The 19,252-nt window shown below is 61.3% G+C and carries 20 protein-coding genes, 3 tRNA genes and 4 pseudogenes; 14 read left to right on the forward strand and 13 right to left on the reverse strand.

The window, feature by feature from the left end; all coding sequences use genetic code 11:
• Positions 1-158, reverse strand: a 158-nt coding sequence (locus NMG70_RS14310; RefSeq protein WP_254025198.1) for a GTP-binding protein, incomplete at its 3' end; no start/stop codon positions are given.
• Positions 159-464: 306 nt separating this feature from the next.
• On the opposite strand from NMG70_RS14310, the gene NMG70_RS14315 reads away from it, so the two are divergent.
• Together NMG70_RS14315 and NMG70_RS14320 are read left to right on the forward strand one after the other, a co-directional pair.
• A complete protein-coding gene (locus tag NMG70_RS14315; protein WP_254025138.1) occupies positions 465-1,352 on the forward strand; it encodes a DMT family transporter in 888 nt (295 codons plus the stop codon).
• 64 nt (positions 1,353-1,416) lie between these two features.
• On the forward strand, positions 1,417-1,863 hold the full coding sequence (locus tag NMG70_RS14320) for a GFA family protein (protein WP_254025139.1): 447 nt from the start codon (positions 1,417-1,419) through the stop codon (positions 1,861-1,863).
• A 125-nt stretch (positions 1,864-1,988) separates the two neighbouring features.
• Here NMG70_RS14320 and NMG70_RS14325 read toward each other — a convergent pair.
• Together NMG70_RS14325 and NMG70_RS14330 are read right to left on the reverse strand one after the other, a co-directional pair.
• Positions 1,989-2,062, reverse strand: a tRNA-Gly gene (locus NMG70_RS14325).
• Positions 2,063-2,133: 71 nt separating this feature from the next.
• Positions 2,134-2,218 (reverse strand) — tRNA-Tyr (locus NMG70_RS14330).
• Between the two features lie 199 nt (positions 2,219-2,417).
• Here NMG70_RS14330 and NMG70_RS14335 point away from each other — a divergent pair.
• Positions 2,418-3,266 (forward strand): TrmH family RNA methyltransferase, encoded by an 849-nt coding sequence (locus NMG70_RS14335; protein WP_254025140.1) that lies wholly within the window; start codon positions 2,418-2,420, stop codon positions 3,264-3,266.
• 81 nt (positions 3,267-3,347) lie between these two features.
• Here NMG70_RS14335 and NMG70_RS14340 read toward each other — a convergent pair.
• The 4 genes and pseudogenes from NMG70_RS14340 to gcl all read right to left on the reverse strand — a co-directional run bounded on the left by NMG70_RS14340 (position 3,348) and on the right by gcl (position 8,315).
• Positions 3,348-4,543 (reverse strand): annotated as a pseudogene (locus NMG70_RS14340) (IS256 family transposase).
• A gap of 179 nt (positions 4,544-4,722) precedes the next feature.
• Positions 4,723-5,622, reverse strand: a pseudogene (locus NMG70_RS14345) (2-hydroxy-3-oxopropionate reductase); the annotation flags it as partial.
• Positions 5,623-5,723: 101 nt separating this feature from the next.
• Positions 5,724-6,515 (reverse strand): 2-oxo-tetronate isomerase, encoded by a 792-nt coding sequence (otnI, locus tag NMG70_RS14350; RefSeq protein ID WP_254025142.1) that lies wholly within the window; start codon positions 6,513-6,515, stop codon positions 5,724-5,726.
• A 19-nt stretch (positions 6,516-6,534) separates the two neighbouring features.
• A pseudogene (gene gcl / locus NMG70_RS14355) lies at positions 6,535-8,315 on the reverse strand (glyoxylate carboligase).
• A gap of 202 nt (positions 8,316-8,517) precedes the next feature.
• Between gcl and bhcR the strand changes: the two are divergent.
• A complete protein-coding gene (bhcR, locus tag NMG70_RS14360) occupies positions 8,518-9,402 on the forward strand; it encodes an HTH-type transcriptional regulator BhcR (RefSeq protein ID WP_254025143.1) in 885 nt (294 codons plus the stop codon).
• A gap of 61 nt (positions 9,403-9,463) precedes the next feature.
• On the forward strand, positions 9,464-9,958 hold the full coding sequence (locus NMG70_RS14365) for a YbaK/EbsC family protein (RefSeq protein ID WP_091591224.1): 495 nt from the start codon (positions 9,464-9,466) through the stop codon (positions 9,956-9,958).
• On the opposite strand, the gene NMG70_RS14370 is transcribed toward NMG70_RS14365, so the two are convergent.
• The 3 genes from NMG70_RS14370 to NMG70_RS14380 form a co-directional block, all read right to left on the reverse strand.
• A complete protein-coding gene (locus NMG70_RS14370; RefSeq protein WP_254025144.1) occupies positions 9,926-10,126 on the reverse strand; it encodes a hypothetical protein in 201 nt (66 codons plus the stop codon). The genes NMG70_RS14365 and NMG70_RS14370 overlap by 33 nt on opposite strands.
• 322 nt (positions 10,127-10,448) lie before the next feature.
• Positions 10,449-10,757 carry a BA14K family protein gene (locus NMG70_RS14375; protein WP_254025145.1) on the reverse strand — a complete coding sequence of 103 codons (309 nt, stop codon included), beginning with the start codon at positions 10,755-10,757 and terminating at the stop codon, positions 10,449-10,451.
• A gap of 194 nt (positions 10,758-10,951) precedes the next feature.
• On the reverse strand, positions 10,952-11,119 hold the full coding sequence (locus NMG70_RS14380; protein WP_254025146.1) for a hypothetical protein: 168 nt from the start codon (positions 11,117-11,119) through the stop codon (positions 10,952-10,954).
• A 147-nt stretch (positions 11,120-11,266) separates the two neighbouring features.
• Between NMG70_RS14380 and NMG70_RS14385 the strand changes: the two genes are divergently transcribed.
• Positions 11,267-11,342: transfer RNA gene (locus NMG70_RS14385), tRNA-Thr, on the forward strand.
• A gap of 843 nt (positions 11,343-12,185) precedes the next feature.
• The gene (locus NMG70_RS14390; protein WP_254025147.1) at positions 12,186-12,461 is read left to right on the forward strand and encodes a hypothetical protein; all 276 of its coding nucleotides are present in this window, start codon (positions 12,186-12,188) and stop codon (positions 12,459-12,461) included.
• 216 nt (positions 12,462-12,677) lie between these two features.
• Here the strand turns inward: NMG70_RS14390 and NMG70_RS14395 are convergent, their stop codons facing one another.
• The gene (locus tag NMG70_RS14395) at positions 12,678-12,872 is read right to left on the reverse strand and encodes a hypothetical protein (protein ID WP_254025148.1); all 195 of its coding nucleotides are present in this window, start codon (positions 12,870-12,872) and stop codon (positions 12,678-12,680) included.
• Between the two features lie 242 nt (positions 12,873-13,114).
• On the opposite strand from NMG70_RS14395, the gene NMG70_RS14400 reads away from it, so the two are divergent.
• Positions 13,115-13,954, forward strand: coding sequence for an ATP-dependent DNA ligase (locus NMG70_RS14400; protein ID WP_436798389.1), 840 nt, complete (start codon positions 13,115-13,117; stop codon positions 13,952-13,954).
• A gap of 9 nt (positions 13,955-13,963) precedes the next feature.
• Here NMG70_RS14400 and NMG70_RS14405 read toward each other — a convergent pair whose 3' ends face one another.
• Positions 13,964-14,200: a hypothetical protein gene (locus NMG70_RS14405; protein WP_254025149.1), complete on the reverse strand. Its 237-nt coding sequence runs from the start codon at positions 14,198-14,200 to the stop codon at positions 13,964-13,966.
• Positions 14,201-14,457: 257 nt separating this feature from the next.
• On the opposite strand from NMG70_RS14405, the gene NMG70_RS14410 reads away from it, so the two are divergent.
• From NMG70_RS14410 to NMG70_RS14425, 4 genes and pseudogenes are all read left to right on the forward strand, one after another.
• Positions 14,458-14,772 carry a hypothetical protein gene (locus tag NMG70_RS14410; protein ID WP_236393095.1) on the forward strand — a complete coding sequence of 105 codons (315 nt, stop codon included), beginning with the start codon at positions 14,458-14,460 and terminating at the stop codon, positions 14,770-14,772.
• A gap of 151 nt (positions 14,773-14,923) precedes the next feature.
• On the forward strand, positions 14,924-15,202 hold the full coding sequence (locus NMG70_RS14415) for a hypothetical protein (RefSeq protein ID WP_254025150.1): 279 nt from the start codon (positions 14,924-14,926) through the stop codon (positions 15,200-15,202).
• Positions 15,203-15,249: 47 nt separating this feature from the next.
• Positions 15,250-15,569, forward strand: a pseudogene (locus tag NMG70_RS14420) (ferritin-like domain-containing protein); the annotation flags it as partial.
• Positions 15,570-15,821: 252 nt separating this feature from the next.
• Positions 15,822-16,067: a hypothetical protein gene (locus tag NMG70_RS14425; protein WP_254025151.1), complete on the forward strand. Its 246-nt coding sequence runs from the start codon at positions 15,822-15,824 to the stop codon at positions 16,065-16,067.
• Positions 16,068-16,578: 511 nt separating this feature from the next.
• Here NMG70_RS14425 and NMG70_RS14435 read toward each other — a convergent pair.
• On the reverse strand, positions 16,579-17,193 hold the full coding sequence (locus NMG70_RS14435) for a TetR/AcrR family transcriptional regulator (RefSeq protein ID WP_254025152.1): 615 nt from the start codon (positions 17,191-17,193) through the stop codon (positions 16,579-16,581).
• 91 nt (positions 17,194-17,284) lie between these two features.
• On the opposite strand from NMG70_RS14435, the gene NMG70_RS14440 reads away from it, so the two are divergent.
• Positions 17,285-18,391, forward strand: a complete 1,107-nt coding sequence (locus NMG70_RS14440) for a polyamine ABC transporter substrate-binding protein (protein WP_254025153.1) — start codon at positions 17,285-17,287, stop codon at positions 18,389-18,391.
• Positions 18,392-18,404: 13 nt separating this feature from the next.
• A complete protein-coding gene (locus NMG70_RS14445; RefSeq protein ID WP_254025154.1) occupies positions 18,405-19,250 on the forward strand; it encodes an ABC transporter permease in 846 nt (281 codons plus the stop codon).
• Positions 19,251-19,252: the final 2 nt, after the last annotated feature.

Here is a 19,252-nt window from a genome sequence, read left to right on the forward strand (position 1 = left end):
GCCTTCTCCTCGGGCGCCGCATCGATCTGGTCGTAGCGCTTGTATTCGCCAAAATACTTGGTGATCGCCGCCGTCAGCGACGTCTTGCCATGATCGACATGGCCAATCGTGCCGATGTTCACATGAGGCTTTGTACGCTCAAATTTACCTTTTGCCATAGTCTCTTTCCTTGGACGGCCTGGACCTTCAGTTCGGTCGAATGCGGGGCGATTAGCGACTGCGGCCGAAAAACACAAGTGTCTTGTGGCCGGGCGCTTTCTCACCCGGTCTGAACCCATGATCCGGTTTTCGGGGATGTCGCGCGGATATAGGAATGAACAAGAAGAAATGGAATGGCCGAAGATAGGTTCCGCGGCTACCGGCATTCAGCGGACGGATATCGCCGCTCCCGCCTGTCCGCCTGCCGGATTTACAGCCGGATCTGGCCCATTGCCGGTGTGACGCCGGTCTGATTTCCTGATCCGATGCATTTCATTCCGATCGCCATCCGCGGCCCGCTGTTCATGATCCTGTCGACCGGGTCCTATGTCGCCAACGACACCATGTTGAAGCTCGCCACGGCGGGGCTGCCGCCTTATGAAGTGCTGTTTCTGCGCGGGACGGCAGCAACGCTGTGGGGCATCCCGTTGCTGTTTGCGCTGGGATACGCCAAGCAGATCCCGCTGATCCTCGACAGGAGAGTGTTGCAAAGAAACCTGCTCGAGTTGGCGGCAATCCTTTGCTACGTGGTGTCGCTCGCCAACATGCAGATCGCCGATTCGACCGCCCTGGGGCAGATCACGCCCCTGCTCATGCTGATTGGATCCTCTGTCCTGTTCGGCGAACGCATCGGCGGCTTGCGCATGGCGCTGATCGGGCTCGGCTTCATCGGCGCGGTGATGGTGGCGCAGCCGACCATGCAGGGCATCTCGGTCTACGCCTTGCTGGCGCTCGGCAATGCGGCGTTCGCCGCCGCGCGCGATCTGGCCGGGCGGCGGGTTACTGCCGACGTGCCTGGCATGATCGTTGCAATTTCCGCGGTGGTGGTGGTGTTGTTTGGCTCAGGCGTTGCGCATCTGATGTCGGAGCGTTGGGTGATGCCCGAGACACATCATTTGCTGCTGATGGCCGGGGCAGGATTGTTCCTGATCTTCGGCCATTTCTTCATCTTCATGGCCTATCGCGCCGGACCAACCGGCGTCGTGGCGCCGTTCTATTACTGCTTCACCGTCTGGGCGGTCATTTCCGGCCTGGTGGTGTTCCAGCAATTGCCGAACGCGCTGGCGATCGGCGGTATCCTGCTGGTGGTGGCCAGCGGGCTGACCATCGTGTCGCTCGACGAGCGCCTGCGCCGGCTGACCGTCGTCGCATAATTTGGGCTGTGGTGACCAAGCAACAGTTACACCACAAATTTCAACTTGGCCGCTGCCGCAAAAAATGGAGAAACCTGTGACAAGCCAGGAGAATGCCGGCAACCGCATGCTTGCCGGAAAATGCCTGTGCGGCGCCGTGCAATACGCGGTGGCCGACGAGTTCATCTACGCCGCCAACTGCCACTGCTCGAACTGCCGGCGCACCACCGGTTCGGCCTTCAAGCCGTTTGCCGGCATCGAGCGTGAGAGATTGAGCCTGACCAAGGGGGAGGACAACGTCCTGATCTTTGGCGAGGAGACCGGCCACGACGCGCACTGCAAGACCTGCGGCTCATTGCTCTATTCGGTCGTAAGCGACGGCGCCTTCGTCCACGTCACCATGGGAACCCTCGTCGACGAGCCGGCCATCCGTCCGACGCAGCACATCTTTGTCGGCTCCAAGGCGAAGTGGTTCACGATCGCCGACGACCTGCCTCAATATGAAGAGCATGTCGCCGGAGGTGCCGACTGAAGACCTGGCGATGTGGCTGACGGCATTGCCGGCAAGGCACTACAAAACCGCCACAGACAATGACACGCAGTGACACGGCGCATTTTCAAGGAAGTTATTTTCGATAATGACTTCAACAGCATGCTTGGAGCGGGTAGCGGGAATCGAACCCGCATATTCAGCTTGGAAGGCTGCTGCTCTACCACTGAGCTATACCCGCGCCTCTCGCCCGAAAACCGCTATGCACTTTTCGGTCCGATGCTTTGCGTTTCAGGGCTTCCGGGCCGGCAGTGGTGGAGAGGGTTGGATTTGAACCAACGTAGGCATAGCCAACGGATTTACAGTCCGTCCCCTTTAACCACTCGGGCACCTCTCCAGTCTGCCGCCGGAGCCATGCAACGAGGTATCGACGCGTCGCGACCGCGTGAGCAGCCCTTCGCGAAGCGCCTTATGGCGGCAGCGCCCAAAACTGTCAACCGCAACATCCCGGCAAAACGCGCTGAATTTCTTGACGACCCGCCGAGCGGGGTATCCGGCTGTATCCATAGACAGACGACACGGCTATAGAACCGGCCATGAGCAACGATAACAAGCCCAAGACCCCGAAAGACACCCACTACGCCAAGCTGCGGCGTGCGCATCGCGACGAGAAAAGCGGCGGCGCGCCGGCGTTCAGGCCGCGCCAGCCGGTGCCGCCAGGAGAGACAGCCGCGGACGGCCTGGTGCGGCTTTACGGCCTGCACACGGTGCGGGCGGCACTCGACAATCCGCGCCGGCGGATCAAGAAGATGCTGGTGACGCGCAACGCCGCCGAGCGGCTGGCGATTGCCGACCTCGCCGCCCTGCCCTTTGAGACAGAGATGGTCGAACCGAAAGACATCGACAAGGTCACCGGCTCCGATGCCGTGCATCAGGGCGTGCTGATCGAAGCCGAGCCGCTAAAACCGAAGCGCCTCGATGCGCTCGGCGATACAACGCTGGTGCTGGTGCTCGACCAGGTTACCGACCCGCACAATGTCGGCGCGATCCTGCGCTCGGCGGTCGCCTTCGGCGCCGGCGCGCTGATCACCACGGCGCGCCACAGCCCGCATGAATCCGGCGTGCTGGCGAAGTCGGCCTCCGGCGCGCTGGAGCATATCGACCAGATCGAGGTAAAGAACCTTGCCGACGCGCTCGGCCAGCTGCACGAGGCCGGGTTCCAGACCATCGGCCTCGATTCGGACGGACCGGCGGAACTCGAAAAGAGTTTTTCGGGAGAAAAGATCGCATTGGTGCTGGGCGCCGAAGGCAAGGGCCTGCGCCAGAAGACCCGCGAAACGGTGACGACGCTCGCCCGCCTCAACATGCCCGGCGCCATCCGTTCGCTGAACGTGTCGAACGCCGCGGCGGTGAGCCTTTATGCGGCGAGGAAGTTCTTAGGGTAGGGAGTAGGGGAGTTGGGGAGTATAGCACTTGCTGCGAGGTTGTGTGCGTCAAGTTCTGCAAAAGGGCGGCCCTGGTGCTGGTCATGCGGCTTGGCGCAGAGCGAGCTTCTTGTGCTCGCGCAGGTCGTCCATGTTGATGTAGCGGTTGGCCTCCATCCAGTTTTCGTTGGTTTCGACGGCCAGTGCCCTGACCAGGCGCAGGCAGCTCTGTGAGTTTGGAAAGATGCGCACGACATAGGTGCGGCGGCGGATTTCCTCGTTGAGGCGTTCGAGCATGTTGGTGGACTTCAAGTGCTTGTGGTGCTGGCGCGGCAGACGGAAGAAGGTCAGCGTGTATTCGATAGTTTCCTCCCCCCATGTCGTCAGTCGTGGGTAGCGGGCCGACCATTTGGAAAGCCATGCGGCGAGATCGGCCTTGGCCTCGGCGAGATCGCGCCGGTCGTAAAGCCATCTGAGTTCCTGCAGGCAATCGTCGCCGTGCTTGCGCGGCAGGTGATCGAGCGCGTTCCTGAGGAAGTGCACGTAGCAGCGCTGCCATGCCGCTTCCGGGATCACCTCGCCGATCGCCGCGACCAGGCCGGCATGATCGTCGGACACGACCAGCTCGACGCCCTTGAGGCCGCGCGCCTTCAAGCCGACGAGAAAGTCCCTCCAGGCCGAGCGGCTCTCGCGATTGGCCATCTCCACGGCCAGGATCTGACGCCGGCCGTCCCAGTCGATGCCAACCGCGATCAGCACCGCCTGGCTCATGACGATGCCGGCTTCGCGCACCTTCTCGTAGCGGGCATCGAGGATGAGGTAGGCAAACGGCTCTTGAAGCGGGCGCTCGGCAAACGCTTTCAGGCTCTCGTCCAGGCGTTTGTTGATGGCCGAGATCGATGAGGCCGAGAAGGCATGGCCGCACAGCTCTTCCGTGATCGCCTTGACCTTGCGGGTCGAAACGCCCTGCACATACATCTCCGCAAGCGTCGCCACCAAGGCCCGCTCCGAACGCTGGTAACGCTCGAACAGCTCGGTGGAGAAGCGGCCGGCCGGTCCTGCGGAACCCGCAGCTCAAGCTTGCCGACACGGGTGACAAGAGTGCGGCCACAATAACCCGAGCGGTAGCCGAGCCGATCCGGTGTGCGCTCGCCCTTCGAAGCACCAAGCGCCTCGTCCATCTCGGCCTCGAGCACCTCCTGCATCACCGCACGGATCACTTCGTGCAGACCTTGCGGGTCCGAAAGCAGAATGTCTTTGACGGCGGCGCTGGCGGTCTTACTTTCAGTCTTGGTCATGGTGGCGTTCCTTCGCGGGAATCAGGTGACGTTGAACATCACCAGCCTGCCATGACCGCCCCCTCTCAGCGAATTTGCAGAACTCTCAGCACACGACCTGCTGCGAGCCGCATCCGCCTTCCCTTACTGCCTTACTGCCTTACTGCCTTACTGCCTTACTGCCCTACTGCCCTACTGCCCTACTCCCTCACTTGATGTCCCGCCATTCGCTCCAGCGCCCTGACCAGCGCCGAATGATCCTCCTTGGCGCCGTCATTGGCCGCGCAGGAGTTGAACAATTGCTGCGTCGTCGAGGTGTTGGGTAGTGCCACGCCGAGCGCTTTCGCCCCTTCCAGCGCGAGATTAAGATCCTTCTGGTGTAGTTCGATGCGAAAACCCGGCGCGAAGCTGCGCTTGATCATGCGCTCGCCATGCACTTCGAGGATGCGCGAGGCCGCCAGCCCGCCCATCAGCGCTTGTCTCACCTTGGCCGGATCGGCGCCGGCTTTCGATGCAAAAACAAGCGCTTCCGCGACTGCTTCAATGGTCAGCGCGACGACGATCTGGTTGGCGACCTTGGTGGTCTGGCCGACGCCGTTCGGGCCGACCAGCGTGATGTTCTTGCCCATTTTTTCGAACACCGGCCTGGCGCGCTCGAAGATTTTTTCCTCGCCGCCGACCATGATGGTCAGCGATGCGGCCTTGGCGCCGACCTCGCCGCCCGACACCGGCGCATCGAGATAGTCGCAGCCGAGCGCATTGATTTTTGTGGCGAATTCCTTGGTCTCGATCGGCGAGATCGAGCTCATATCAATGACCAGCTTGCCCGCGGTCAGGCCCGAGGCGACACCGTTGTCGCCGAACAGCACGTCGGCCACCTCAGGCGTGTCGGGAACCATGGTGATGATGACGTCGGCCGTTTTCGCCACGGCGTGATGGCCGGAGACGGTCTTCAAACCCTTGGCGACAAGATCGGCCGGCGGTTTCGACCGATGGTGGCTGGCGACGACTTGATAGCCCGCGTCGAGCAGATGCCCCGCCATCGGCGCGCCCATGATGCCGAGGCCGATGAAGCCGATGGTGTCCATTTCTGTCTCCCTGGTGTTTTCGTTGTTGAGGCCGCGTTCCCTCGCGCCCCCCTCTGGCCTGCCGGCAGGCCAGAGGGGGCGCGAGGGAACTCGACTTCAATAATCCTTGACCCCTACGCCGCCGCCTGCCCGGCAAACTCCCGGAACCAGCCCAGCCCGGTTTCCGTGCCAGCCTTCGGCTTGTATTCCGCCCCGATCCAACCGGTATAGCCGATACCGTCGATGTGGCTGTACAGAAAAGGAAAATTGATCTCGCCCGTCCCCGGCTCATGACGGCCGGGATTGTCCGCAAGCTGGATATGCGCAATGCGGCCGAGGTTGGCCTCGATGGTGCGGGCGAGATCCCCCTCCATGATCTGCATGTGATAGATGTCGTATTGCAGGAACAGGTTCTTCGAGCCGACGCGGTCGATGAGCGCCAGGGCCTGGTCCGAATAGTTGAGGAAGAAGCCGGGAATATCGCGGGTGTTGATTGGCTCGATCAGCAGTCTGATGCCGGCCTGCTCCAGCTTCTCGGCGGCGAAAGCCAGGTTTTCGGCGAAGACATCTTCCAGCACTGAACGCTCGACGCCTCGCGGCGCGATGCCGGCGAGGCAGTTGACCTGTTCGCAACCCAGCGCATGCGCGTAGGTGATCGCCTTGGCGACGCCTTGCCGGAATTCCGGAACGCGATTCGGCAACACCGCAATGCCGCGCTCGCCCTTGACCCAGTCGCCGGCCGGCAGGTTGAATAGAACCTGGGTCAGGCTGCTCTTCTTCAACCTCGCCGCAACCGCCTCCGGCGCATGATCATAAGGGCCGATATATTCGACACCCCTAAAGCCGGCGCGGGCGGCGGCCTCGAAGCGGTCGAGGAATTCATGCTCGCCAAAGAGCATCGAAAGGTTGGCCGAAAACCGCGGCATGGCAGCAGGTCCTTATGATCTAATCGAGCATCACGATCGCCGTCGGCGCGTCTTCATGGCTCTCGGCAAGCTCCTCGAATTCGGTGATCTTGTCGATCTCGGTGCCCATCGAAATGTTGGTGACGCGCTCGAGAATGAATTCCAGCACGACGGGAACCTGGTGCTCCTTCATCAGGCGCTGCGCCTGCCTGAAGGCGCCGGCGAATTCCTCCGGCCTGCGCACCCGGAGCGCCTTGCAGCCCATCGCCTCGGCGACAGCGACATGGTCGACGCCATAGCCAGCCTCGGGATCGTCTTTCCGGTTGACGTTCTCGAAGGCGAGGCTGACCTCGAAATCCATCGAAAAGCCGCGCTGCGCCTGGCGGATCAGGCCGAGATAGGCATTGTTCACGACGACATGGATATAGGGCAATCTGTGCTGCGCGCCGGCCGCCAGCTCCTCGATCATGAACTGGAAATCATAGTCGCCGGACAGCGCCACGATGTTGCGCTGCGGGTCGGCGGCGCGAACGCCAAGTGCTGCCGGCAGCGTCCAGCCGAGCGGGCCGGCCTGGCCGCAATTGATCCAGTTGCGCGGCTTGTAGACATGCAGGAATTGCGCGCCGGCGATCTGTGAAAGCCCGATCGTGGTGACATAGGTGGTGTCGCGGCCGAATGCCTTGTTCATCTCCTCATAGACGCGCTGCGGCTTCAGCGGCACCTGGTCGAAATGCGTCTTGCGCTTCATCGTCTTCTTGCGGCCCTGGCATTCTCTGGTCCAACCCGACCAGTCGCGCAGTTTCCCAGCGTTTTCCACTCGGTGGCGACGTCGAGCAGCATTTTCAGCGCCGCACCGGCATCCGAGACAACACCGAGATCCGGCGCGAAGACGCGGCCTATTTGAGTAGGCTCGATGTCAACATGGATGAATTTTTTTCCCCTGGTGTAGACATCGACGGAGCCGGTGTGGCGGTTGGCCCAGCGGTTGCCGATGCCGAAGACGAAGTCGGCCTCGAGCATGGTTGCGTTGCCGTAGCGATGCGATGTCTGCAGCCCGCACATGCCGGCCATCAGCCGGTGGTCGTCGGGGATCGCGCCCCAGCCCATCAGCGTCGGGATCACGGGCACGCCGGTGACTTCGGCGAACTCGATCAGCAGATCCGAGGCATCCGCATTGATGATGCCGCCGCCCGCAACGATGACAGGCTTTTCCGCCGCGTTGAGCATTTTCAGCGCTTTCTCCGCCTGGCCGCGCGACATTGCCGGCTTGAACGGCACCAGCGGCTCATAGGCATCGATGTCGAACTCGATCTCGGCCAGCTGCACGTCGACCGGCAGATCGATGAGAACCGGCCCCGGCCGCGACGAGCGCATCAGGTGGAACGCCTTCTGCAGTGCCATCGGCACGAGATAGGGTTCCATCACGGTGACCGCCCATTTGGCGACCGGCGCGGCGATGGCGGCGATGTCGACGGCCTGGAAATCCTCCTTGCTGAGACGCGCCCGTGGCGCCTGGCCGGTGATGCAGAGGATCGGGATGGAATCGGCCGCGGCGGAATAGAGGCCGGTGATCATGTCGGTGCCGGCCGGGCCGGAAGTGCCGACGCACAGGCCGATATTGTCTGACTTGGCGCGGGTATAGCCTTCGGCCATGTGCGAGGCCGCCTCGACATGGCGTGCGAGAATGTGGCGGATGGTGCGCCTCGCCTTCAGCGCCGAATAAAACGGGTTGATCGCCGCACCCGGCACGCCAAACGCGCAGGAAATGCCTTCCTTTTCGAGAACGAGAACCGCTGCGTCGACTGCGCGCATCCTGGCCATGTTAGCCTCCACGGAATTGTTGAGGGCCGAGAATGGCAGCGCGCCGGCTATTTTTCAATTTTTTCAAAATATTTTTTCATTTCGAAGAACCGGCAACTACATTCTGATTTCATTGTGTTTTCCGTTTTCCATAAAACTGCCTTGGCAAATTAGTGAAAAACTTTTTCATTGCCCGTTTGGCGAAATCGGCAAGAATGCCGCCATGGAAACCACCGAAAAACGCCAGCGCGGGCGGCCGCGTGCCTTCCACGGTCCGTCCGACGCCGCTTCGGTGCAGTCGCTCGACCGGGCGCTGCGCATCCTCGCCATCGTCGCCGACGGCAGCGGTCTGTCGCTGAGCGAGATCGCCGCGCAGAGCGGCCTCCCCGCCTCCACCGCCTACCGCATGCTGACGACGCTGGAAAACCACGGCGTGGTCGAGTTCGACAGCACCGACCAGCTGTGGTCGATCGGCGTCGAGACCTATCGCATGGGCGCGGCGTTCCTGCGCCGCCGCAAGCTGGTCGACCGCGCCCGCATCGTCATGCAGGAATTGATGGAGAAGACCGGCGAGACCGCCAATCTCGGCGTCGCCGAGGACGATTGCGTCGTCTTCGTCAGCCAGGTCGAGACGCATCAGGCGATCCGCGCCTTCTTCCGGCCGGGCACGCGCAGCTCCTTCCATGCATCGGGCATCGGCAAGGCGGTGCTGGCGCATCTCGAGCCGCAGCGCGTCGGCGCCGTCCTGCGCCGGACCGGGCTGGAGCGCTTCACCGAAAAGACGCTGTCCGACGTCTCGGCGGTGGCCCGTGATCTGGTGACGATCAAGCTGCGCGGCTGGTCAGTCGACGACGAGGAACGGCACCCCGGCATGCGCTGCGTTGCCGCGGCCATCTTCAACGAGTTCGGCGAGCCGATTGGCGGCGTGTCGGTTTCGGGACCGACAGTGCGGGTGACGCCGGAGCGGCTGGCCGAGATCGGCCCCCTGGTGCGCGAAGCCGCAACGGAAATAACCAGGATGATTGGTGGTCTGCCGCCCCCTTCTTCACCAAGCCGCGCCGCCGAACCGGGTTCACTCTTCGAGATTGGCGCTGCGCGCTCACCTTGACAGCCGCCCGGCTACGGCCAAGTTTGCGTCCACCTTCCGCCAGCCGACGCCCGAAAGACGCATGAGCCTCCAATCCGTCAAAGCCTTCTTCGCCGAATATGCCCCCGACATCGAGGTGATCGAAACGCCGACAAGCTCGGCGACCGTCGCGCTCGCGGCCGAGGCGCACGGCGTCGAGCCGGGGCAGATCGCCAAGACCATCTGCCTGCGCGTCGGTGACCGGGTCATGCTGGTCGTCGCCCGCGGCGACGCGCGCATCGACAATCGCAAATCGCGCGATGCATTCGGCGGCAAGCCGCGCATGCTCGATGCCGAGCAGGTGGCCGAAATCACTGGCCATCCGATTGGCGGCGTCTGCCCCTTCGGCCTCGCCTCGCCGTTGCCGGTCTATTGCGACGTATCGCTGCGCGCCTACGATCAGGTCGTGCCAGCGGCCGGCGCAACCAATGCAGCGGTGAAAATAGGCGTCGAGCGCATGGCAGCGCTGACCGGCGCCGAATGGTGCGACATCTGTCAGGATGAGCTAGGCCCCGGGCACCGCGCTCTTGGTCGATAGGTCGTAGAAATCAAGCAGCATCGCCAGCCCAACTCCGCAGGCGGTGAAGATGAGGCCGGCGATGAAGATGCGGGTGGCGCGTTCATAGACGCGTCGCTGTAGAGACGTTGTGTCGAGCAGCAACCGCAGCGCTCGTATCTGCAAGGCAATGCCTATCAAAATCGGCACGACGGCTGCGAGGTGATAGATTTCCCAAGGGAGCGGGTTGGCGGCCCAATGCGTGATGAAGCCCAGCGAGAAAGCCAGTAGAATGCCGACGGTGGTGATCTGCCGTTGCGGAAATCCGTCTCAATCTGCTCTTCCTTGGGTTCGTGCTCGTCCAAGCGTCCCTCTCCCTCTGGTGCCTTCACGCCAGACTAAGCTGTCGAAAAATCCCTGTACATCCCTCGCTGGAACCGGTTGCGGTGCCGGGTTCAATTTTGCAAACCAGACAGCTGAAAAGGGGCAGTGGGTGCCCCTTTTTCCCTTGCCTGAAACGGTTCACCTCCCCTCAAAGCCGGCAATAGTGGCGATAGCCGTCGTAGCCGACATAGGTATCGGAGTACGGATCGTAGCTCTGATAGCGGTTGAGGCAGCGCCGGACGTGCCATGAGCCGCCGTTCTCATCGATGTAGACGGTGCGCGGCTGGGCCAGCGCGCTGCCGAGCAGGAAGCCGCCGACGCCGGCGGCGATGCCGATGCCAAGATGCTTGTTGTGATGGTGCTTGTGATGGGCGGCCGAAGGCTGAACGGAGCCGGCCAGCATGGCGGCGGCGACAGTGGTGGCGATGAGGCCGGAAACGATGGTGCGCTTGAACATGACGATCTCCCTGCTGCGTTGTGAGAGCCGATCCATCCGCCTCTTGACCATCAGTCGTTGCGGCAGGGAAAAAGGTTCGATGGTTTTTTGAATTTTTCGAAAGTGCAAAGCTGCGGTCTGAACAGGGTTTTGCCGTCAGGCGCGCAATTACGGCCGGCGAGGAGCACCGGTCGGCAGTCCGCCGGCGGGAGGCCTCAGCCCATGCCGGTAATATGGCGCAGCCAGAAGGCGAGCGCGATGAAGCCGATGATGGTGGTGATGCCGGTCCAGTTGACGTTGGCGCTCTTCAAAACCTTGATGAGCTTCACCAGGAGAAACCAGGCCACGACGACGATCAGGGCAATGACGACAAGTCTGATCATGCGATACCTTCGCCCATGCGATTGCACCTTCGAACGATATAGGAAGCCAATTGGCCGTTTTCAGGATGCCTGCGCCGGCTCCTCCGGCGCGCTCAAAACGGAGTTTTGTCTTTACTGGCGCACCAAATATGCTAACCGGAGCGCCGTGCCCTTGTAGCTCAGCTGGTAGAGCAGCGGTTTTGTAAACCGAAGGTCGGCGGTTCGATTCCGTCCGGGGGCACCAGTTAATCTGGAAAATCGACATAAAATCAATCGGTTAGGGATTTCCAGATTGGCGCTTTACACACTTCAATATACACTTAGATCGTCGCTGGACGCCCATTTGCAGCCGCCCGCCAGAGAAGGGTCGCGCCATGACGGAGCCTCAGCGCTTCCCGCAGGTAGCTTATCCGTATCTGCTCCACCGCTCCCCTGTCCGCTTCCGGCAAGCCCTCCAGGTCTTGCAAGCGCACCAACGCCTAGAACGATTAGCCCCGAGAGCGGTCGCGGCATCCGCCGTGACGGCATTCTTCTACCGGCGCGCTTTCGCCAGCGGTCAGCCTGATTGGCGCCTTGATAACGGTGGTCTTTGCCCACGCCCTCTCTCCCGAAGAGAGAATGCGTCCATTGCGGAGGAGAGTCCAGCTTTGCGGCGTGGCTTACGCGGTCTGAAGCTGTTCGACAGAACTCGAGCCTGACATTGCAATCAACCGTCTAGCGGCGAATGCGGCCAAAACCATGAAGGCAGCCGTGACGGTAAGGAAGATCGAGGACGCGAGAACAGTCCCGTCCTGCACATAACAACTTGCGAATTCCATAACGCTCTACCCCTTCAAACCCACCTGACAGCTTGCATGATGATCCTGCTTCGGGCGAAATACAAGCGCGTGCTAATGCACGATGACGCGAGAGTGAGCCGAATTAGTTTCCTTCGCCCAAGACCCAAGCCGAAGCGCCCGCTCCCGCAGCGCTTGCGCCGTCATATCAGATAAGCCTAATGTAATTCATGATCTGGCCATTTAGGGGGCGCGGCTGCGCATTCGGGTTGGGCGCTAGCATCGCCGCAGCCTGCGCTTTCGGAACTCCTTTGGCATCGGCACATGATGACTGGTACGAAAAACAGTGCTGCCATGACGAGCATTGCGAGCCGATGGCAGACGGTGCCGTTCGCGAAACAAGCAAGGGCTTCAAGGTGCCGTCAGGCGAATTGCTGCGTTACGCGGACGGCAGGGTGCGTCAGTCGCACGACATGCGTTTTCATTGGTGCCATGCCCAAAAAGTAACGGCAGGCCGGCATCGTGAATTCCCATCTCGCAACCCTGACATTACGATCTGCCTCTACGTGCCGCCTAAGTCATTCTGACGTTCGGTCACGGGCTCACTGCTGCTTCGCGTGGGTAGCGCAGGGTATCCTGATTGGAGACGCACAATCCAGTCCAGCGCGTCTGAAGCGACATCCTCGTGGTCGGTCAACTCGCTCACCTAGGCTACAATTGGGCGTCGCTTATGCGAGAAGCCCGCTTTCTGGTTCGGAAACGCTAGTCGCGAGGTGCCCGGGCATGGGCGAGCCGTCTGACGTTCAGCGGCTCAGCCTTCCGACGGTCTCAATGATGGCTTTGGCCAGCGCTTCGCCCTCATAGACCGGCTCGGGACCATAGAGCAGCAAGACAGCTTCTTCGCTCGGCAACACGCCAGCGGGGCAGGTCTGTTCGATCGCCATGCGAACCAGTTTGAGGGCGGCCCAGGCGTTGCGGATGCTATCTTGGGCTTGCATGCTTCCTCGCTGAGATGGTCGGCCCGACAGCCGCTGCGGAGTAGGCAACCGACCGCCGGGCCTAACCGGCGGGGGTTTGGGGCGGTACGCCGGCTAGTTCTAACATAAGCCTCTCATGCATCATTGCTAATTTAGTAAAATGGTCACGTTCCGTTCCCCTGGCTGTCAAATCGGATGAGCCTAGAGTCAATTTGGTGGCTAAACGAGTGAGTGCCGGCGGCCGGCTTGAGTTCATTCCTCCGATGATGCCGACCTTGGTAGCCAAGCCGCCCCAAGGCGATGACTGGATGCATGAAGCCAAATTCGACGGCTACCGCTCCCAGATCATCATCTACGCCGACGGTGTGCGGATCTTCACTCGCCGCGGACTAGACTGGACATCGAAGTACCGCGATCTCGCGGCGGCGGCCAATACGCTGGACGTCGAGAATGCCATCATCGATGGCGAAGTCGTCGTCTTGAATGACGCTGGCCTTTCGGATTTTGCCGCGCTGCGCAAGGCAATCACCAGGCGCCAGCACGACCTCTATTTCGTCGCGTTCGATCTGCTGCATCTCAATGGCCACGACTTGCGCGACATGGCGCTTGAGGATCGGCGGGAAATCCTGGCCGGCCTTATAGGGTCCGACAGCCGCATCCAGTTCAGCGAGACAATGCCAGGCGAGGCTAATGCGATCTATCATCTGATCGACGCGGCCGGCCTGGAACGGATGGTATCGAAGCGTCGAGACAGCAAATACCGCAGCGGGCCGACTACCAATTGGCTGAAAACAAAATCCCTCACCGAAAGCGAGTTTGAACTTCTCGGAGTTGAACGCGAGCGGGGCAAGCCAGCCTTCGCTCTGATGGCCGAGCCGGCGAGCCGCAAATATGTCGGCAGTGCCTTCGTCAGCGTCAATCGCGAGATGCGGGAGCGGCTGTGGAAGCGTGTCCAGGAACGCGCCGGGCCACCGCCCAAGGACATGCCAAAGCTGCCAGCAACGCAGTGGGTCAAGCCGGGCATCAAAGCCCGCGTAAAGCATCTAAGGGGCGAGGAAGACCTTCGCCACGCATCGTTGCAGGGTTTGTGGGACGAGGGATAATCGGGACCTCTAGATCCCATACATCAGGGCAATGAAGAATACCGGTGCAAAGATCAGGAAGATCGCCATTACTATGATCACGGCCAGGGCCAGGCGCTCTGTTCGCCTGACGATTGCAACGACGTCGTCGTCGCTCGACGAAACAAGATCAACCACCGACCAATCTGTTGGGTCAGGAGCTTGATTGTCATTGGCGGGTCGGCTTGCGACCGCATCGACATTCTGTTTGCTCTGGATAATGGTCACAGTTCTTTCCGCCGTTAGGGTGCCACATCGGGTGCCCGCCGACGAGTATACAGCGGGCAGCCCGAACCGCCGATGAAGGGACTTTGCTCGGCGGCCAAATACCAATCCTTTGCCAAGATCTTGGTTGCCAGCCTCAGCCCTCTGTCTTTAACGCACAGACTTCAGTCTTACTGCGTCATGGACCATAGCCCGGCGCCGGAACTAAGTGCCCGCCGGTCCCGTTGCCGACCAGTGATAATTCAGAATAGGAGATAGTCATGGCTGACGGTCCCACCGTTGTTAACTCAGGCGGAAATGGCGCCGGCACCGCTGTCGCCGTCGTTCTCGCAATTATCGCAATCGTGATCCTACTGTTGTTCACCGGCGTTATCAACATCAACGGCGGGGGCACTGGAAAGGACGTCGACGTAAAGGTTGAAGCGCCTACGGTCGAAGCGCCCAACGTCGAAGCGCCAGCTGCGTCCGCTCCGGCTGAGCCGAGCGCACCTGCCCCAGCCGCGCCCGCTCCGGCAGAACCGGCCGCACCTGCTCCGGCAGCACCCGCTCCGGCAGCACCTGCTAACGGCGGCTGATTGTGACATCGGATATCGGGCCCGGCGGGATGCGCTTCCGGGCTTGATGAAAACGTTGAGGGCCGTCCACACTCCGCAAAGCGGCCCACGCAACGGAAAGCCGTTCGACGGAGTTTCAATCAGTTGCGGGACCTGCAAAGAAGGATCGCTTATGAAGATGCTCGTTACCCTCGTGGCCGGCATTGCAATGGCCGGATGCATCAGCGTGGCCGCTGCCGATCCGTGGAAGGACGAGAGCGGTCATGGCAAATGGCAGGGCCGCTACCAAGACGAAGATGATTATGAGCGGAAGCGCGAACGCTACAGCAACAAAAAAGAATTCCGGCGCGGCAATTGCAAGATTGAGCGCAAGTGGGAAGGCGATGAATACAAGGAAGAGGTGAAGTGCAAGCGCGGCTTCAGGAGGCCGCGTTACATCTATCGCTATTGAACCCAGACGCCTTCGGAAGGGCGGCCGGCCAACGCGGATCAGTGCGCCTGGCGGCCGCCGCGGGCATTCTGGCAGTCGAGGCTTACCACATGGGGATGGCACGATCGTCGCTTTACCGAATGGGCGAGGATGCCTGGAACGCGGCCAATGCGGTTTCCGACGCCCGTGACAAGATTGATGGATCCGGAAGACAAGGACCAAGGCATCCGATTGGAGGACAAGGCCAATATCGCTCCATCGACCCCGGATGCGATCGCACTCACCAGGACACCGTAAGAAGTGCTTCGGATCGTCTATCTGACCGATCAGTCCGGCGTCAGCAAGGGCGGATTTGAACGGAATGAACGGAACGCTCAAAAGCACCTGAGCGGACTGCAAACGAGGCGATCGACGCGTGCTACTGGCAATCAGGAATTCCGTCCGGGGCACCAGCATACAGCTTCTTGTGATAACCTGCCGGGATCGGTGCTCATCCCCGATTTCCACAGGCCGGGGCCATAGCCCGTCAGCTTCAATGCATATATTCGCTAGCGGACCACAGATATTCCCCTTGTGGAACCAAAGGTATTCCGTAGTGGAAACCACAGGTATTCCGTAGTGGAAACCAGAGGAGTCGCCGTTGGAGCAGAAACGCACGATCGCCCCCTTAATTGGTGGCATGTATGGTGGTCTTGCTGCCCTCGCGTTCGCGTTCGGTTTCCGCTTCCTGATGATTCCCGATCCCGATCCGACCTCGCAAGCAACGATAGCCCTTGCGGGAGTGGCCTTTTCGATCTGTTTCAACCTGGCCTTCCTTCGCGAGCATCGACGCCAGATTGCTGCCGCCAGAGAATTTCTAAGCCGTCCAAGATCGTATCAGCAGTAATCCCCGCGTTCGCAAAGCAAAGCGCCCCCGCCTCCGGTCCGGCGCATCAGAACCAATGGATGCAACAGGGATGCGGACCGGCATCTCCCGCTCCCGGCCATTTAATGCCATTCGATTAAAATGCCCATGTGTATATTAGCAATCGCTCAATTTAGCGCGCTGACAATGTCCGGGCGGTGGGCTAAACAACGGGTGGTGTCATGCGAAGCGACTTCGCTGCAGCGCGCGAGCTCTTGGAGTGTGCCCAAAACCGGCTCTGCGGCATGGACGAAACGAGCCAACGCGTCAGCGAGGCATTGGACTCGCTGATTGAAGAAATAGCCATCGCGGAATTCCGTAAGGCGCCCTTGACCGTCGTGCCGTTTCCACGTGCGCGGCCACCCAGGCATGCTCGGTAGAACACCGCCGATGTGGTCGACAGCGGAAGTGCTCCACGCGCCACCAGCGGAATTGAACCTGCGCGATTGCGGCTTAGCGGCGTCCGGGCCACCAGAAATCCCATCGGGAGCCCTCACACCGCGATCGCCGCCACCAGAATCCGGTTCTGCCTTCGTATCGCGGCGCGCAGTTCGGCAATCCTCGCCTCGTCGCGCTTCACGAACTCGATGAACATCATGTTCATGTTGTTGAACACCAGTTCGCCGAGCGCCTGCCCGTCGATATCCCGGCGGACCAGGCCGATCGCCTGCAGCCGGGCGATCAGCGCGCGGATCTGCTCCGTCAGCGCCCGGTCGAGCGCTGTGTAAGCCTGGCCGAACGGGCTGTCGGGCAGTTGCGTCGAGATCGCCATCGCCTGCCGCCACATCCCCTTGCTGAGATAATGCAGCGAATGCTCGATATAGATGCCGAGCAGCGTGTCGAGCGCATCGCCGACATTGGCCGGCGGGTTGGCGACGACGCCCTGCCCGGCATTGAGCACCTCATGGACCTCCATCGAGACGATGGCGCCGAGGATGTCGCCCTTGTTCTGGTAATAATTGTAGATCGTACCGACCGAGACTTCCGCCTGCGCCGCTATCGTCTCGATCTTGGCGCCTTCATAGCCGGTGTCGCGAAAAAGCGCCGCCGCCGCCTCGATGATGCGGCGATGCCGATCCGCCTTTTGCCTTGCCCGCAATCCGCTCATGACGGCTATCTGCCATAAAAACAGAATTGACTCAATTTTAGAATTGGTTCAATTTTTTGGCAGAAGCCAGAAAGGCAAGGGAGAACACTCGATGACCATCAATCCAAACGCCCCGCATCCAACGACCAGGAAGCCGATTTCCGTTCTGAAGAGCCACCTCCACGCCGCGTGTGCTGCGACAGCGCTGCTGCTGGCGACGGGCAGCCTCGCTCAGGCTGCTGATCTCAACGCTCTGATCTGGTGCGATCACGCCGACCCGGCGCTGCTGCAGCCCTTCGAAGAGGCCAATGGCGTCAAGGTCAATGTCAAGGAATTCGAAGGCACCGGCGCCGGCATGGCCATTGTCGAGCAGTCGCAGCCCGGCGACTGGGACGTCATGGTGATCGACAGCATCGACATACCGCGCGGCGTCGAAAAAGGCCTGTTCGAGCCGCTGCCGGAGGACAAGCTGCCGCTGGCCGACCTCTTTCCCCAGGTGAAGATGGACAGCTCCACCGTGGTCGACGGCAAGCGCTACGGCATCACCGAAAAATTCGGCTACAACACCATCGGCTACAACAAGACCAAGGTCGATCCGGCCGACATGCAGTCGCTGGCCGCGCTGACCGGCGACAAATACAAGGGCAAGATCGCCATCTACGACTATTACCTGCCGGTCATCGGCATGGCAGCGCTGGCGATCGGCAAGAAGACCACTGAGCTGACCGAAGCCGACCTTCCGGACATCAAGCAAGAGTTGCTCAAGATGAAGGCCAATGCCAAGCTGGTCGGCGAAGTGACCGCCAGCCAGACCGCGCTGGCGACCGGCGAGGTCGACATTCTGGTCGGCGGCGGCGAATGGGTGACGGCCGGGCTGGCCAAGGAGAACCCTGCCCTCGATTTCTCGATCCCCAGAGAAGGTGCTGTGCTGTGGTCGCAGTCGCTGGCTATGTTCAAGGATTCCAAAAACAAGGACACGGCGCTAAAATTCATCCAGTACATTATGAGCCCTGAAGGCCAGGCGCGGCTTGCCACCTCTGCCTGCTATTGGGGCATGCCGGCGAATACCAAGGCGGCTCTGACCGATGAGCAGAAGAAGATCCTGCGCTTCGACGAGCAGCCGGATTTCCTCGCCCGTGCCCAGCCCTACCCGGCGCCGGACGCCGATCTCGACAAGAAGATGCAGGACGTCTGGACCGAAATGCTGCAGGCGCAGTGACCGGTCGCCGGTCGTGAACTCCGCCACGAACAGCGGGCGTGCCCTGCCCTGGGCGTTGGTCACGCCGGCGCTCGGCTGGACGCTGCTGTTCTTCGTGCTGCCGTTCGTCGCGATGGGATTTTCCAGCCTGACGGCGCATGACGGTGGCGGCTTTACGCGCGCCAACTACAGCCAGTTCTTCACCAATCCGGCCTATTGGCAGGCGTTGGTGAATTCGCTGCAGGTTACAGCGATCGTCACAGTGATTTCGGTGCTGCTCGCCTACCCCTTCGCCTGGATCCTGGCCGAACAGGTGCCGGAACGCTGGCAGCGGCTGGCGCTGATGCTGGCGGTGCTGCCGTTCTGGACTTCCTATGTCGTGCGCTCCTATTCCTGGCTGCTGGTGCTGGCGCAGAACGGCGTGATCAACCGCGCGCTGACCGGCTCCGGCCTGTTCAGCGAGCCGCTGCAGCTCGCCAACACACGGCTGGCCACGGTCACCGGCTTCGTGCATTTCTTCGTCATGCTTTTGACGCTGACGATCTTCGCCAATCTGAAGCAGCTCAGCCCGAGCTACCGCAAGGCAGCCGCCGATCTCGGCGCCGGGCCGGTGCGCACGTTCCTGCATGTCGTCCTGCCGCTGACTTTGCCCGGCATCATGGTCGGCGCCTTCCTCACCTTCGTGCTGTGCATCGGCGACTACATCACGCCGCAGATCCTCGGCGGCAACAACGAGCTTTTGATGCCGCAGCTGGTGATGATGCAGATCGGCCGGCGCGGCGATTTTCCGCTCGCCTCGGCGCTGTCGATCATCCTGATGGCGGTTGTCACCATTGCCTATCTCGCCTGCGCCCGCTGGCTCAAGATCGAGCGGGCCTGACC

It is taken from the genome of Mesorhizobium ventifaucium, from assembly GCF_935822925.1.
In the GTDB taxonomy this organism is placed as follows: Bacteria; Pseudomonadota; Alphaproteobacteria; order Rhizobiales; family Rhizobiaceae; genus Mesorhizobium; species Mesorhizobium ventifaucium.